At 48.5% G+C, this 13,860-nt stretch carries 9 protein-coding genes, 1 other RNA gene and 3 pseudogenes; 2 read left to right on the top strand and 11 right to left on the bottom strand.

Going from position 1 to position 13,860, the window contains the following annotated elements; all coding sequences use genetic code 11:
- The first annotated feature begins 737 nt into the window (after nt 1–737).
- Nucleotides 738–927, top strand: a non-coding RNA gene (gene ssrS, locus AB1797_08145) — 6S RNA.
- A 392-nt stretch (nt 928–1,319) separates the two neighbouring features.
- Here ssrS and AB1797_08140 read toward each other — a convergent pair.
- Nucleotides 1,320–3,281: a response regulator gene (locus tag AB1797_08140; GenBank protein ID MEW5767580.1), complete on the bottom strand. Its 1,962-nt coding sequence runs from the start codon at nt 3,279–3,281 to the stop codon at nt 1,320–1,322.
- On the opposite strand from AB1797_08140, the gene AB1797_08135 reads away from it, so the two are divergent.
- On the top strand, nt 3,269–3,469 hold the full coding sequence (locus AB1797_08135) for a hypothetical protein (GenBank protein ID MEW5767579.1): 201 nt from the start codon (nt 3,269–3,271) through the stop codon (nt 3,467–3,469). The genes AB1797_08140 and AB1797_08135 overlap by 13 nt on opposite strands.
- Before the next feature lie 184 nt (nt 3,470–3,653).
- Here AB1797_08135 and AB1797_08130 read toward each other — a convergent pair.
- From AB1797_08130 to sepS, 10 genes and pseudogenes are all read right to left on the bottom strand, one after another.
- A pseudogene (locus AB1797_08130) lies at nt 3,654–4,087 on the bottom strand (response regulator).
- Between the two features lie 36 nt (nt 4,088–4,123).
- A pseudogene (locus AB1797_08125) lies at nt 4,124–4,876 on the bottom strand (ATP-binding protein).
- A gap of 435 nt (nt 4,877–5,311) precedes the next feature.
- Nucleotides 5,312–5,824 (bottom strand): annotated as a pseudogene (locus AB1797_08120) (DUF3365 domain-containing protein).
- A 191-nt stretch (nt 5,825–6,015) separates the two neighbouring features.
- A complete protein-coding gene (locus AB1797_08115; protein MEW5767578.1) occupies nt 6,016–7,164 on the bottom strand; it encodes an ATP-binding protein in 1,149 nt (382 codons plus the stop codon).
- Nucleotides 7,165–7,216: 52 nt separating this feature from the next.
- Entirely contained in the window at nt 7,217–8,263 is a 1,047-nt protein-coding gene (locus AB1797_08110; GenBank protein MEW5767577.1) for a PAS domain S-box protein, read from the bottom strand.
- 56 nt (nt 8,264–8,319) lie between these two features.
- On the bottom strand, nt 8,320–8,601 hold the full coding sequence (locus AB1797_08105) for a hypothetical protein (protein ID MEW5767576.1): 282 nt from the start codon (nt 8,599–8,601) through the stop codon (nt 8,320–8,322).
- Between the two features lie 395 nt (nt 8,602–8,996).
- Nucleotides 8,997–10,154, bottom strand: a complete 1,158-nt coding sequence (gene ispG / locus AB1797_08100) for a flavodoxin-dependent (E)-4-hydroxy-3-methylbut-2-enyl-diphosphate synthase (protein MEW5767575.1) — start codon at nt 10,152–10,154, stop codon at nt 8,997–8,999.
- Nucleotides 10,155–10,156: 2 nt separating this feature from the next.
- Nucleotides 10,157–10,642 carry a nucleotidyl transferase AbiEii/AbiGii toxin family protein gene (locus tag AB1797_08095; protein ID MEW5767574.1) on the bottom strand — a complete coding sequence of 162 codons (486 nt, stop codon included), beginning with the start codon at nt 10,640–10,642 and terminating at the stop codon, nt 10,157–10,159.
- Between the two features lie 145 nt (nt 10,643–10,787).
- Entirely contained in the window at nt 10,788–11,774 is a 987-nt protein-coding gene (locus AB1797_08090; protein MEW5767573.1) for an ABC transporter ATP-binding protein, read from the bottom strand.
- Nucleotides 11,771–13,696, bottom strand: coding sequence for an O-phosphoserine--tRNA ligase (gene sepS, locus AB1797_08085; GenBank protein ID MEW5767572.1), 1,926 nt, complete (start codon nt 13,694–13,696; stop codon nt 11,771–11,773). The genes AB1797_08090 and sepS overlap by 4 nt, the downstream gene beginning before the upstream one ends.
- Nucleotides 13,697–13,860 lie beyond the last annotated feature (164 nt).

The raw sequence follows: 13,860 nt of genomic DNA, 5'->3' as shown, positions 1-13,860 counted from the left end.
GGTTTTTAGCAAGAGTAATAATATTGCCCGCCAATTTCACCCTCACCCTATCCCTCTCCCCTCAAGGGAGAGGGAATTTTGCTTTGTCTCCCAACTAACTGCTTAACTTAGTTTTGAGTAGTTACCGCGTTTCTTAACTATATCATAAAAGGGATAGGTTTGTCAATGGCTCTTTCAGGACAATCGCCTCAAAATTTCGTAACTATTTAGCCCTCATCTGGAACACCTATCAGTTCAAATGACCTGAATTGAGATTAGCACCCTGATTTATCAGCGATTTTTTGAGGGCTATTTATTTGACAGAGTGAATTTCTCGACACTTGAAAGTTCTCCGCACGCCATTACTATTGTTGACTTTTGCACAGCCGGCCTCCTTCTAGGATAAGTACCATATTTTTATCAGGGTGTTACGGATAGGATAACATCTAGAATCATAACCGCTTTAGCGGTTTCAATCCCTGAAAGTCTGATGGCCCAGGTCGAAAAAACTTGAACATCGAGTTTTAGCAAGAGTAATAATATTGCCCGCCCATTTCACCCTCACCCTATCCCTCTCCCATCAAGGGAGAGGGAATTTTGCTTTGTCTCCCAACTAACTGCTTAACTTAGCTTTGAGTAGTTACCTTCTCACCAATGACCGATAACCCAGTTACGCCAATTTATTGAGAAAATGCCGTATTTTTTACTTGCCATAATCATAAAGTTATGATATAATAAAAATATAAAGGATGAAGCAATTATCCCTGCCATGTTCGTGTTGTATGGTGGCATTTTGAGCCAACACCAATTACAAGGGAATCTAAAACTTTGGGTGTGGCATATAGGTCCCCCTGAAGAGGGGGTAAATATAAAGCATCCAAGAAGGTACCCACCTGGCCACTCAGGTTCAAAAGATTACCCTACTCACGGCATTACGGCGGGGATTTTTTTAGGACAATCGCCTCAAGACCTCGTAACTACTCAGCCACTAAGGCACGTATCTACTCAAAATCAAGTTAAAAAAGTAAGCTCATTACAGATTATAGTGCTATGGGTTAAGTTTCATCTCCTTTTGTACCGACGACAGCGTTGGCATAAAAGCTTCCCCTCCCTTGATGGGATGGGTTAGGGGAGGGTGAAATAAACAACCCTCTCTTATTGTTGCTAATACCCCATCTATATTTTTTAATATAAGGTTTTTAGCAAGAGTAATAATATTGCCCGCCCATTTCACCCTCACCCTATCCCTCTCCCCTCAAGGGAGAGGGAATTTTGCTTTGTCTCCCAACTAACTGCTTAACTTAGTTTTGAGCAGTTACTAAGGCACAAAGACACAAAAATTAGGCGGCGTGAGGCAATATCTTGCTCAACTCGTTAATCTTAAACGGCTTAACTAGGACGCCGCCAAATCCGTATTTTCTAAAATCAGCCATGATCGGATCAGTGGAATAGCCAGAGGAGACAATAACATGAACATCAGGATCAATCTGGAGCAGCCTCTTGACGGCCTCCCTGCCTCCCATCCCGCCGGGAATAGTTAAATCCATAATGACCACATCAAAGCCCTCTCCTGTGCTTTTGGCCTCTTTATACATCTCGATCGCCTCTTCCCCGTCACTGGCCGTTTCAACCTTGTATCCAATAGCCTCAAACATTTGAGCCGCCGTATCTCTGAGGTCCTCTTCATCATCCATTAACAGAATCCTGCCCTGGCTGCCAGGGGAAGGTTTTTCTTTCAGCGGCTTTGTTGCTGGCATTTCTTTTAAAGACACAGGAAGATAGATATAGAAGGTTGTTCCAAGACCCAATTCGGATTCCACCGTAATTAAACCATCGTGGTTTTTAATGATAGAAGAGGCAACCGAAAGTCCCAGCCCCCTTCCTGTCTGCTTGGTGGTAAAATAGGGGTCGAATATCTTGGATAAATACTCTTTCTTTATCCCCACCCCATAATCTTTGAAAGAAAGCTTTATATATTTCCCATCTGGCAGAGGCAGCCCTTTTTCTCCTTCTTCTATAATTATATTTTCCGCCTTAACTTCTATTGTCCCCCCTTCTGGCATAGCCTCCCTGGCATTGAGGATTAGATTGTTGATGACCTGGCTGAACTGCCCTTCATCACATTCAACTAACCAGAGGTCTTCCGGCACAGAAAAGTTGCAGTTGATATTAGCCCCGCTCAAGGTAAAGTCTACGGTCTCCTTTAGCAGCTTTGAAATAAAGATAACTTTCTTAATCGGCGCTCCACCCTTGGCAAAGGTGAGCAATTGTTGACTAAGATTCTTGGCCCGCAAAGATGCCTTCTCTACCATGGCCAACTTTTTAAGAACCCTATCGTCAATTTCCGGTTTGGCATACATCCTGGCTAGGCTGACATTACCTAAGATTACGGTCAGGATATTGTTGAAATCATGGGCAATACCGCCGGCCAGGAGACCAATCGCTTCCAGTTTTTTGGTCCTCAGGAGTTCTTCTTCCATTTTGCGTTTTTCAGTAATGTCACGGAATACCAGCACCACCCCGATAATATGGCCCTTCTTATTACGAACAGGAGCGCCGCTGTCGTCAAGGAACCGCCGGCCTCCATCTTTGGCAATAAGCACCGTATGGTTGGCCAGGCCAGTGATTCTCCCGGTTTTTAGAATCTTTTCTACCAGGTTTTCGCAGCGCTGGCCTGTCTTTTCGTTAATGATATGGAAGACCTCGGCCAGAGGCCGGCCAATGGCTTCGGCTTGAGTCCATCCGGTTAAGTTCTCAGCGACTCTGTTGATCAGAACTATCTTTCCTTTAGTATCAGTAGCCATGACGCCATCTCCAATGCTGTGCAAGGTAACGGCCAGCCGTTCTTTTTCGTTGGCCAGGGCATTCTCTGCCCGCCGGCGTTCAATAGCATAACGCATAGCCCGCACCAGCAGGCTGCTATTCACCTGCCCTTTGATCAGATAATCCTGGGCGCCTTCATGGACGGCCTTAACGGCTATTGTTTCATCATCGAGACCAGTAAACACTACCACCGCCACTTCCGGGACCTGGGTGTGGACCCTGACAAAGGTCTCAAGTCCCCAACTGTCCGGCAGGGAGAGGTCCAATAAGACCACATCAAAGCGCTCTTCAGTAAGGTGCTGCAATGCCTTGTCAAGCCGTTCAACCAGCGTCAACTCAAACTGAGTGAAAGCTGATTCGGTTAACATCTCACCTAAGATGTCAGCATCATCGGGATTGTCTTCTACTAACAAAACCCTGATGATTTCGGATGGCGCACCCACTTCGTGGGTAGCCGGGATGGCGGATGGGTTATCCATGCTTTTCCCCCTCTCTTTTATCTCTTACTGTACTCGATGCTCGATGCTCGATCCTGGATACTGGATCCTTTACCAGCATCGAGGATCGAGCATCGAGTATCGAGGATCGAGCATCATGTGATGAACGGTTAGCTCTTACTCGATGTTCAAGTTTTTTCGACCTGCGCCATCAGATTTTCAGGGGTTGAAACCGCTAAAGCGGTTATGATTCTGGATGTTATCCTATCCGTAACACCCTGATAAATCAGGGTGCTAAACTCAAGTAAGCCTGAGAATAGCACCCCGATTTATCGGGGTGAATCGGAGGACACTAATAAACCAAAGTAACCGCTTTAGCGGTTTATAAGAAAACCTTGAACATCGAGTCTTACTTTACTTCGGCGGCAATTTCACGATACTCAGCCAGAAGTTCTCAATAGACTTTACCACCTTACGGAACTGATTAAAATCAACCGGTTTGGTGAGATAGCAGTTAGCGTAAAGATGGTAGGACTTAAGGATGTCCTCCTCATCCTCCGAGGTAGTCAGGATTACCACTGGTATCCGTTTCAGGTCCTCATCGCTTTTATCTCGACCAGCACCTCGCGCCCGTCTTTTCTGGGCAGATTCAGGTCGAGCAGGACGAGGTCCGGTCGAGGTGATTTTGAATACTCACCCTCTTTGTGGAGAAAGGCCATTGCCTCAACCCCGTCCCTGACCACGTGGATGTGGTTGCACACCTTGCTGTCCTTGAGGGCTTCCAGGGTCAAATATACATCATCCAAGTTGTCCTCGACCATCAGAATTTCGATAGGTTTCGTGGTCATGTCACAATTCATAGTTATCTGCCTCCCTTTAATTTTTTACCCCGGCAGTGTAAAATAAAACACCGACCCCTTCCCCGGCTCCGACTCCACCCAGATACTTCCGCCGTGGCGTTCCACAATCTTCTTGCATACCGCCAGGCCAATACCGGTGCCAGGGTACTCCTCCCGGGTATGCAGGCGCTGAAAGATGACAAAGATGCGCTCAGCATACTCGGACTCCAGGCCGATGCCGTTGTCTCGCACCGAAAACAGCCAACCCTCTTTGATGGCGCACCCACTTCGTGGGTACCCGGCACCCACTTCGTGGGTACCCGGGATGGCGGAATCCGCCATTTTCTCAGATGAGATATGCACCCGCGGCGGCTCCTCCCGGCGGAACTTGACGGCGTTGCTGATAAGATTCTGAAACAATTGAGTCAGTTGAGTGGCATCAGCCATTACTTCGGGTAATGGGTCGTGGGTTACGACCGCCCCGCTCTTTTTAATAGCCGCTTTCAGATTGGCCACCACCTGGTTAAAGACAACCTCACAGTCAACCGGCCCAAAGGGCTTGCCACGAGTACCCACCCGGGAATATGTCAACAGGTCTCTAATAAGCGTCTGCATCCGGTCTGTGGCGGCTACTGCCCGTGAAAGAAATTTGTCGGCATCCGCATCGAGTATCTCTTGGTATCGCTGTTGCAAAAGCTGCAAATAACCCACTACTGAGCGGAGAGGTTCCTGCAGGTCGTGCGAAGCCACGTAGGCAAACTGCTCCAACTCCTTATTGGAGCGTTCCAGATCTTCTTTCGTCTTGGCCAACTCCTTACTTGTCTTGTCTATGTCACTAAGTAGATGGATGCTGGCCTTGCGAAAATCAGTCAACTTAGACACGGTCTTTTCTAAATCTAATCCGGTTTTCTCCAGTTCGGCCACCTTTTCATTTAGCTCAGCGGTGCGTTCTTTGACTATCTCTTCAAGATACTGGCGGTGTTTGTTCAGTTCTTCCTCTGCCCGCTTACGCTCAGTGATTTCATTTCTCAAATCCGCCGTGCGCCTTTCAACCTTTAGTTCCAGTTCTTCCCTGGATTTTTTGATCTCCTGGTCGCTTCTAATCAAATGCCTCCCCCCGGCTCTGATCATTAGCAGGCCCAGCAGCCATACCAGGGCGTAAGCCAGCGACACCTTAAAAATGTGGGCATGGGCCCCGGACCATAGAGGCGACATAAGCACTGCCATGCTGATCCCTCCCCTGATATCCCCTGTCCGGTATCCCTGGGCAGCGTGGCATTTCAGACAGCCCCCCTCGGTAATCAGAGGGCGCATTAAGCGCATATATTCTTCCCCATCCATAATTTCCACCGAACTGACTTCCGGCTCTCCTTTCTCAAAGGCCTGGAGCGCCGCGGTCTCCCACGAGTCTGGGGCATTCTCAGGGCGAATCGGGTTCAGGCTGGTGATGTGGCCGCGCATACCCAGCGCCTCATCCATCAGTTCATGCCCCTGCCGGGTCATATAGGCGGGATTAATTAAGGTCAACAACCTGCCCGAAGGTGTCGTTATATCGCGCTCAGGCAGGTGTGACAAATAAGGGTTGGGCGGGGTCTTTTCGGTGACCGGTGCATAAACCCCACCGTGTCCGGCATTCCAACGGCGGTAGATGACGTCTTTGGCATAAGCGATCCTTGCCTGAATCCGCGCCTCTTCCTTAGTATGCTCCCTGACCTGAAGAATATTCCACCACAGGACGGCCGCCATAACCACCGTCCAGATGGCGGACGATATCCATATATAGCGCCTTATCAGGGAGGTTGGGGATTTGATCTTTTCGTTATGGCTCATAGTTATCACTCAGCCAGTAACTATTCAGGCAGATAGGCTGAAGACTGAAGGCTGAAGACTGAAGGCTGAAGACTGTCCCTAAAAGCCTTCCACCTTCAGCCTTCAGCCTAAAAGTCTTCAGCCTTCAGCCTTACAGGGAGTTCTTTAAGGATATCGCTCATAGGAATGATCTCAATCTCCGCCTCTCTCATGCGGCGTTCTCCACCGTAAACAAAATAAGCCTTAGCCATAGGATAGTCCGCCAGAAAAGACCTCAACCCTCTTAACATTGAGTTTGAGACTTTCTTGCGCCGTTTAACCTCAAAGGCCAAAATCCCTTTATCGCCATACAGGACAAAATCAACTTCCATATTATTGGATGTCCGCCAGTAATATATCTTATAGCCCAGGCCCAGGGCGGCATTGATGGCCTTAAGCTCCTGAAAAAGGAGGGTTTCAAAGGCGGCCCCTTCGATTTCCTCAGGCATATCCAGCGGCCCGGCCGGTCTTAAGGTCCGATAGACACCCGCATCAAAAAAATAGAATTTGGGATGAGCCGCTAATCTCCTCTTGGCCTTCCGGCTAAAAACAGGCACCCGGTAAGCAATAAGTAAATCCTCTAATATGGAGAAATAGTTCTCCACCACCTTTCGCTGGACAGCGCACTCCCTCGCCACGGAGGAGATGTTAAGGACAGAGCCCTGGGAGAAGCTGGCTGCTTCCAGAAATCTGTAAAATGCCCCTAAGTTTTTGGTTAATCCTTCCTGCCGCACCTCTTCTTCCAGATAAGTCCTGACATAACTCTCCAGATACCCCTTAGGGTCTGATTCAGTATAAACACAGGGAAGCTGCCCATACCTTACCGAATGATCCAGGTCAAAATACTTCTTAAGCTCTGAGGCGGTAAGCGGATGCAAAGCGTAGGTCAAGGCCCTGCCGGCCAATAGGTTGGGACCTTTTTGTCTTATCTTTCGGGCGCTGGAACCGGTCAGGATAAATTTGCGCTTCTCTTTTTCGATCAGGCGATGAACTTCATCTAAAAGCTCCGGGATCTTCTGCACCTCATCAATAATGACCCAGTCATTAAAATCCTTAGGGATAAAGTTAGCCAGTCTCTGGGGATTAGCCAGAAGATCATTAAAAAGTTCCGCCTCTAATAAGTCTAAATAAACCGCCTCAGGAAAAGATGACCTTACCCAGGTCGTTTTTCCTGTTCCCCGCGGCCCAAATAAAAAGAAACTCTTATCCTGGGGTGGTTGAATCAATCTGGAATACATGCTTCCATTTTACATATATTTTTGGAATTGTCAAGACCAATCTTCGGGTTTCTCAATGCCCCTTAGACCTCAGCGACTCTGTCTCCTTCTCCATCTCAGCCATCTTCAGCTCCCTGCCCACCGCAATATCGATAAATCTTTCCATCTCGGCTACTTTCTCCTTTAGCTGCTCGGTGCGCTCTTTAACTAAGTCTTCCAGATGTTCCCGGTGTTTCTCTAATTCTTTCTCCAGCCGTTTTTCTTTACTAATATCTCTGGCAATACCCACCAAGCCCGTTATATTTCCTTTATCATCAAACTGTGGAACCTTTATCGCCTGGAACCAGCATTCCCTCCCGTCTACTCCGGTCATATGTTTAGTAACTTCAGTCGGTTTACCTGTTTTGTAGACATATTGGTCATCGGCCACATTTTTTTCGGCCTCTTCCCTGTTGGGCATTAACTCATAATCATTCTTTCCAATCACTTCTTCTCGGGATAAGCCGAAGGCTTCCAAGGCCTTATTATTGGCTATAATATAGCGGCTTTCCAGGTCTTTAAGAAAGATGGCATCATGGGCGGACTCCACCATAAATCTATATTTTTTAAGATATTCCTCGGTCTTTTTGCATTGGGTAATATCGGTTACTATGCCCAGTATGGCGTTCTCTCCTTCATATTTCATCAGTTTGCTCGTAATTATGGCCTCGATCCGCTTGCCTTCTTTAGTGATAAGGGCATATTCGCAGGGAGCAATCTCATGGCCTTCCGTATGCCTTCTAAAATTTGATCTTATTAGATCCCTGAATTCCGGGGCGATCAGGGTAATGAAGTCAAATTCGGGGTCGTAAAACTCCTCTCTTTTGTAGCTCATAATCTCTTCACATCTTCTATTGGCATAGACCACCCGGCCTCTCTGGTTGATAAAGATCATATTCGGCGACTCCTCGGCTAGGTCTCTGAATTTCTCCTCGGACTCCTTCAGGGCCGCCTCTGCTTTCTTTTTTTCGGTGATGTCCGGCTGAGTTCCCCCTCGCTCCCCTTCCAACTTAGCCAGTCGCTTCCGCAATTCGGTCAGCTCATTTATCAGCTCGTCTTTTGTCTTATCGTGATTTTTCATTGTCTATCCCTCCCTTTCTGCCCGAGACACTGGTTTAAGTTAGGCGGCTTGGCTGTTTAGCCATCTTGTTTATTTCTACGCCGCCATGCCTCAAGCTCGGCCTTCAGTGGAGCCCAGTATTGCCGGTCAAGCTCTTTTTCTTTATCCTCTTCCTCCCGCAGAAGTCTTTGAACCTGCTCTTGATTGCCTTTAATGGCAAACCTCAAGAGGGGACGGCTTGCCGCCATACGTGAGGCGATATCCGGATATTTGGCCGCCAATGATACCAGTAGTTCCGGTGTTCTACATTCCGCCAGCCAAAAACATGCCTTCCCTGGCGGTGGAGAAGAGGCATGCACGCCTGCCCTCCGATTAACAGAGCATTTACCCTATGCTTCAAAAATGTGGAAAGGGCTCTGGGTATCGGGCTCTGGATCATAACTTCCTCCCAAAAGCACAAAAATCTCCCATAGTTTCTGGGACTCCACAAAACGTTCCGCCGGTGACATCCGGTACCAATCTAAGGTTTCTTCTTCTATTATAAGGTCAAAATCCTCCAAGGGTTTTATCCTCTCTTGCCCTAGGCGGCCAGATGCCTTCTATGGACTAAGTGGACTAGATGGACTGGTAGGACCCTGATGGTAATGAGGCCGATTCCAAACCAAAACCTCTTCTATGGACTGGGTGGACGAGGTGGACTGGTGGCCTATGGACTCTATCCCGATTGGTGAACAAGGCCCTCTTCTCTATTGAATCATCTCGGATAAAATGAGCCTATTTCCTCTATCAGGGCCTCAACCATCTCCCCTTCAGGGACCTTTCTGACGCTCTCGCCCCTTCTGAAGATCATCCCTACCCCCTTGCCGGCGCAAAGGCCGATATCGGCCTCTTTGGCTTCACCCGGGCCATTGACCACACAGCCCATCACGGCAATCTTCAACGGCTTAGTCTGGCCAAGGGCCTCAACCCTCTGCTCTACTTCCTGAACAATTCTGATCAGATCTATCTGACAACGGCCGCAGGTAGGACAGGAGATAATCTCCGGCTCATTTACCAGCCCCAGGCTCTTTAAGATAGCCCGGCCTACTTTGACTTCCTCAAGGGGGTCAGCGGTCAGGGAAACCCTCAAGGTGTCCCCCAGTCCCTGGGTAAGCAATGCCCCAATGCCAACGCTTGACTTCACCGTGCCGTATCCAACCGGGCCCGCCTCGGTAATGCCGATATGAAAGGGATATTCAACGCATTCGGCTAACAATTGATAAGTCTCTATGGTCTCAAAAACAGAGGTGGCCTTCACGGAGATAACCGTGTCATAAAAATCGAGAGCTTCCAGTATCCGCAAGTGATTAATGGCCGAGGCAGCCAGCAGCTCCGGATGGCGCACCCACTTTGTGGGTACCCGGGATGGCGCACCCACTTCGTGGGTACCCGGGAAGGCGGAATTAAAATCCGAAATCCCGGGTACCCACGAAGTGGGTGCGAAATCCGAAATGAAAATGGATCTGTCCACTGAGCCGGCATTGACCCCAATCCTAATAGGAATGCCCTTCTCTTTGGCGGCCTGGACAATCCGGCTCACCTTTTCTCTATCCTTAATATTCCCTGGATTTATCCTGAGCTTATCCACCCCCTGCCGGATGGCCTCCAGGGCTAGGCGGTAATCAAAGTGGATGTCAGCGATAAGGGGAATCTTGATCGCCTTTTTTATCTTTCCGAGAACGCCGGCCGCTTCAGCATCAGGCACGGCCACTCGAACGAGGTCACAACCGGCCTCTTCCAGTTGTCGGATCTGGTTTACGGTGGCCGGCACATCCCTGGTATCGGTCTTGGTCATAGACTGGACACTAATGGGGGCATCCCCGCCGATAATAATGTCGCCTACCCTGACCCGTCTTGTCTTGCGTCGTTCCATTTTCAGCTTTCCTCTACTAAAACAGTCAGAAGAAACGCCCTATCTTCTTTATCTTGTGGTCGTATCCCCTGTTTTGTCCCGATCATTGTAAAAATATCGGCGATAGGAATACAGACGCCTTTAAATTCAAAATATTCTATGCCTGCATTATCGAAAGTTACATCACAAGCTTTTTTCAATAAATCTATAGTGATTTCATCAGCCACTCTTACAAGCTCATATTTTTCAACATCATCAGGATTTACCTCTCTTACGGCGTTATCAGGTAAAAAAGCAAGGGCCTTTTTAATCCTGGCAATGTTTTCTTCGGAAGGTTTAACCAGCAAGTCTATATCTTGAGTAGCCCTGGGAAGTCCATAATAGTTTACAGCAAAGCCCCCAATAAGGATATACTCTGCCCCTTCTTCATTGAGCCTCCGACAAACCGCTATAAGGTCGTCTATGGTGGGAGGTCTGGTTTGTTCCCCCGCAACATTCTGTGACGCCATTTCTCAACCTCCTCAAAGGACTTAAATCTGTAAACACCTGGCGGGATAAAGACTTTATCCCTTCTGAATTCAACTGCAATCTGTAAAAACTTATTTAATTCTTCACTGAATCCCTTTTTATATCTGGCTACTTTTCCTACCGTTTTCATATAGCCTCCAGCTTTTGCAAATGACAGGCCAGAAAATGATCCGGGGCCATCTCTTTTAGGGTCGGCTCTTCGCTTTTACAGACAGGCATAAGGTAGGGACAGCGGGGGTGAAAATGACAGCCCGGGGGCGGATTGACCGGATTAGGCACATCGCCTCCTAAAACTTTTTTCCCGAAGCGGCGCTCTCGGGGATTAGTTTTGGGGATGGCTTCCAAAAGGCTTTGAGTATAGGGGTGATATGGCTCACGGTAGAGGTCTTCCGCCCTGGCCTGTTCCACAATCTTGCCCAGATACATCACCGCCACCCGATCGCTGATATGTTCTACCATCCGCAGATCATGGGAAATAAAAAGATAGGCTAATCTCAATCTTTCTTTCAGTTCCTGCAAAAGGTTAATAATCTGGGCGGCAATAGATACATCCAGAGAAGAAACCGGCTCATCACAGACAATCAGCCGGGGAGAAACGGCCAAAGCCCTGGCAATCCCGATCCGCTGTCTTTGGCCGCCGCTGAACTCATGCGGATATCGTCTCAGGTGGTCAGGAGAGAGGCCGACCAGAGTGAGGAGTTCTATTACCTTATCCTGTCTGGCCTTTCCTTTGGCCAGGCGGTGAACCCTGATCGGCTCGGAGATGATAGACTCTACTGTTTGTCTGGGGTTGAGAGAGCTGTAGGGGTCTTGAAAGATAATCTGCATGAACCGGCGCAGCTTACGCATCTGAGTCTGAGGGAGACCAAATATCTCCCGGCCTTCGAAATAGACCTCTCCGGTAGTAGGCGTCAGCAGCCGCAGGATACATCGGGCCGCCGTTGATTTCCCGCATCCGCTTTCTCCCACCAGTCCCAGGGTCTCCCCAGAATTAAGCCACAGGTCTACCCCATCAACTGCCTTGACCAGACCCACCTCACGCCTTAAAAATCCCCTTTCGATGGGAAAATATTTTTTTAGGTTCTTCACCTTGAGCAGGGAAGAGTGGTTCATCCGGCTGTCTCCTGACACCTTATTCCAGCAAAGATCGGTCCTCCGATGAGGATCTTCTGATTTTTGGACATGATATAGTTGTAAACCTGGTCAGATATATGGATATTTATCTCGCTGGGTCTTTTAATGAGCTTGAACTTCAAGGCCAATTCTTTTTTTCCTTCAGTGGCAGCGGCTTCTAATTCAGCCACAAACCGGTTGACCAGAAGATCAATGAAACACAGGCCGGTAGCCACCCCTTGATAGGCATCCTGAAAGACCTGGGGTACTTTGGGGGAAATCTGGCCTTCTTCTTTAGGCGGCAGGCTGAACAGCCCCCCCTTATGGACATAGACCTCGTTCAGAGCGGCCAGGCTCAGCATCCGTTTACCCTCATCCCAATTATAGATTTGAATCCTAACTGGGTGTCCCAGAAACTCACCTTCAAAGGCATTCACCTCCACCGGACCGATATCGTCTTTATGTAAAAGGGCCGTCTCAACCAGGGTTTTAACCAATTGTCGGCCTTCTTCTGTCTTAGGCCATTTTTCCATGCCGATGGCTTCGGCTATCTCTTCGTCATTCAGGCTCACTTCAGGATAGAATTGGGGGCAAACCAAGTTCCTTAGATCAAGACAGCCGGTCTTGATCATAGCCAGCCGTTCCACCCCGAAACCAAGATTAAAGACCGGATATCTGAGGCCGTAGTTGTCCAGAGACTCGCGGGAATAAAGACCAATATTGGCGATCTCTACCTCCCGGCCTTCTATATCCACCATCACTTCGGTATCCGTTCCCGGGGCGTAGTAGTGGCTGGTGGTTTCCTTGACCTCAAAGCGGGGTTCGCCAAAGCCGAGTTCCCGCATGACGGCCATGGTAAATTCTCTTCCTTCTTCCATCGTGTAGCCTTTATCCATAATGACCACTGAAGCTGAAGTGGACTCATAAAGATGATGGCTGTCCTGCCGCTGCTCCCTGCGGAATCGCGGGCCAATAGAAAATAGTTTCAAGGGCAGTTCGGCTCGATCCTGAAGCCCGGCTAAGGTCTTATACCATAAAGCCGTCATATGCGATCTTAAGGTCTTAGTGGAAGGCTGGGGCCGAAGCTCTTTAAGTTCCAGAAAGACCTTATCGACCATCTCTATGGCCTCTCTCTCTTTAATAACCAGTCGGCTGACTAGTGTTTCAATGAAATCATCTGCTTCGATCTTCCCCTCTTTGAAGTGCCGCAGAATGGCCTGAAGTTGCTCGACTTCATTAAAATCAGGAATAATCCTTCTGATCTGACGCAGCCTGGATTCAGGCAGGCCGACATCGGCCCGGTCCAGGCCGGCTAAGTAGAAGACCCGATCAAGGATAAGGGGGGCCTCATGGCCATACTGGAGGTAAACCTCCCGTTCATCCACTATCATCGGATTAATGATCTCATTAAGACCTAATCTAAGAAAGACCTGCCTGAAGTTTTCATTCAAGGCACAGACCGGATGCTCCTTACCTCTTTCAGCCCGGGGAGCGGCCAGGGTTTCCAGATCGATATTCCGCCCCAGGACGCTCAAAGGGTGCCCTTTATTATCCACCAGCAGTCTTTTATACCAACCGGAGGGACATCTTAAGACCTCATAAGCCGCCAGGGCAATTTCAAGACCTTGCATAGCCTTCGTGGCCGCTTCCGGTGGAGCGATTCTATCAGCCAGATGGGCGTAAGGGTTAAGCACGATCCGTTTAGGGGCAAGCATATCGTAGACTTTAACTATCTCCTCAGCCGCTCGCCTAACCACCTCATCTAAGTTAGAAACATCCCGCTCCTCAACCGTGACATAGACCACGAGGCATTCCCCCAAAGAGTTCTGGCGTGGAAATTCCGGCCTAATCTCTTCCGCCTCCTTGGTGCTGGTCGTTAATTCATACTCCACTCGATCGCAATGTAAAAGAAGCAGTTTCATTTTAATTCTCCTCTCGTAACTACTGGTATTGTCAAAAATTTGGCATTGTCTCATTTCGGTCAGAAACAGCCCTAAAAAGTGGTAACAGTTTTGGCCGAAGAGACAATACGCCCCTTGTATTTTGAAGGTTGTTTTTTAGACCTTCTGGTGTTACTATACTTTTG

Source organism: bacterium (assembly GCA_040753085.1).
In the GTDB taxonomy this organism is placed as follows: domain Bacteria; phylum UBA9089; class JASEGY01; order JASEGY01; family JASEGY01; genus JASEGY01.
Note: the sequence above shows the minus strand (reverse complement) of the source record. Positions and strands in the feature narration are given on the sequence as shown.

Bases quoted from the DNA above. Each gene is read 5' to 3' on its own strand.
- AB1797_08135 (MEW5767579.1), top strand. From the start codon at position 3,269: ATGGGTTATCCATGCTTTTCCCCCTCTCTTTTATCTCTTACTGTACTC.
- AB1797_08140 (MEW5767580.1), bottom strand. From the start codon at position 3,281: ATGGATAACCCATCCGCCATCCCGGCTACCCACGAAGTGGGTGCGCCA.
- AB1797_08115 (MEW5767578.1), bottom strand. From the start codon at position 7,164: ATGTATTCCAGATTGATTCAACCACCCCAGGATAAGAGTTTCTTTTTA.
- AB1797_08110 (MEW5767577.1), bottom strand. From the start codon at position 8,263: ATGAAAAATCACGATAAGACAAAAGACGAGCTGATAAATGAGCTGACC.
- ispG (MEW5767575.1), bottom strand. From the start codon at position 10,154: ATGGAACGACGCAAGACAAGACGGGTCAGGGTAGGCGACATTATTATC.
- AB1797_08095 (MEW5767574.1), bottom strand. From the start codon at position 10,642: ATGGCGTCACAGAATGTTGCGGGGGAACAAACCAGACCTCCCACCATA.
- AB1797_08090 (MEW5767573.1), bottom strand. From the start codon at position 11,774: ATGAACCACTCTTCCCTGCTCAAGGTGAAGAACCTAAAAAAATATTTT.
- sepS (MEW5767572.1), bottom strand. From the start codon at position 13,696: ATGAAACTGCTTCTTTTACATTGCGATCGAGTGGAGTATGAATTAACG.